Here is a 1,260-nt window from a genome sequence, read left to right on the forward strand (position 1 = left end):
GTCGAGCACCATCGGTTTGTCGAGCATGCGGCGCACCGACATGTTCTCGTCGATCGTGGTGCAGGGCTGCTCGAACGTGTAGTCGATGGCGCGCGTGGCGTCGGCGAACTGGCGCGCCTGATAGGGCGTCCAGCCGGCATTGGCGTCGCAGAAGATGACCGTGCCTTTCGGCACCGAGGCGGCGACCGCGGTGACACGCTCGATGTCGTCATGCACATTGCCGCCGACCTTGACCTGTAGCCGGTGGAAGCCGTCCTTGACGATGCGCTTGGCCAGCGCGGCCATGGCGTCGACGCTGCCGTGCGTGACGACCTTGTAGAGTTCTGCGGTGTCGCTTTCCTTGCCGCCGAGCAGCGTTACCAGCGGCACGTCGGCGGCGCGCCCCGCCAGATCCCAGCAGGCCATGTCGAGCGCCGACTTGATGTAGGGATGACCCTTGAACACCGTGTCCATCAGCCGGCCGATGTTGGCTAGTCCGCGCGGATCATGGCCGATCAGATGCGGCGCGATCTCGACCACGCCGGCGCGAACGCCGGCCGGGAAGGCTGCCGAGTAAAAATTGCCGAGCGGCGCCATCTCGCCCCAGCCGGTGATACCGCTGTCTGATGCAATGGACACGATCACCGCGTCGAAAGCGTCGGCCTCGCGCCCCTTCGACATGCGGTATGGCCCGTCCACGAAGGGCTGCACGACATGGTAGGCCTTGATGGTTTCGATCTGCACGTGTCTTGTCCGCTGTCTGTGATGGTGGGGAACGGGTCAGGCGCCCCTCGACGGGCGTTGTTCGAGGCCGCGCGCATAGGCAAGCAACTCCTCGAAATCGAGATCGATGTGCTCCCTGGCATGGCGCTGGGCTGCACGCATGTCCTTGCCCTTCAGCAACCGCACATAGGTTTCGTGAACGTCTTCGGCCGGCACCGGCTCATTGCGGGCATGCTGGTGGAGCGCAAAATACATCTGCAGCCGGCTGGTCAGCCGCTGCCAGGTTTCCAGCAGCACCGAATTGTCGGCCCATTCGTAGATCAGGCCATGCAGTTGCAGCGCGGTTTCGATTTGGCGTGTCGTGTCCAACGCACGGGTCGCCTGCTTCACGGCTTCGTGACGCCGGTCGAGCTCGTCGAAGAAGCGCTGGTCGCGCAGCGGCCACGCCCGCTCGATGGCCAGCTCGTCCATCACCTTGTTGAACGAATAGGCATCGTCGATGTCCTTGGCTGTGACCTCGATGACGAAGGTGCCGGCATAGGGGATGCTGGTCAGGAT

The 1,260-nt window shown here is 64.0% G+C and carries 2 protein-coding genes; both read right to left on the reverse strand.

The window, feature by feature from the left end; genetic code table 11:
* A partial coding sequence (locus EN906_RS34455; RefSeq protein WP_127375791.1) for a mandelate racemase/muconate lactonizing enzyme family protein occupies nt 1-723 on the reverse strand: 723 nt, incomplete at its 3' end.
* Nucleotides 724-759: 36 nt separating this feature from the next.
* Nucleotides 760-1,260: GntR family transcriptional regulator (locus EN906_RS34460; protein WP_164777623.1), on the reverse strand; the 501-nt coding region annotated here is incomplete at its 5' end.

It is taken from the genome of Mesorhizobium sp. M7A.F.Ca.CA.004.06.1.1, assembly GCF_003999135.1.
In the GTDB taxonomy this organism is placed as follows: Bacteria; Pseudomonadota; Alphaproteobacteria; order Rhizobiales; family Rhizobiaceae; genus Mesorhizobium.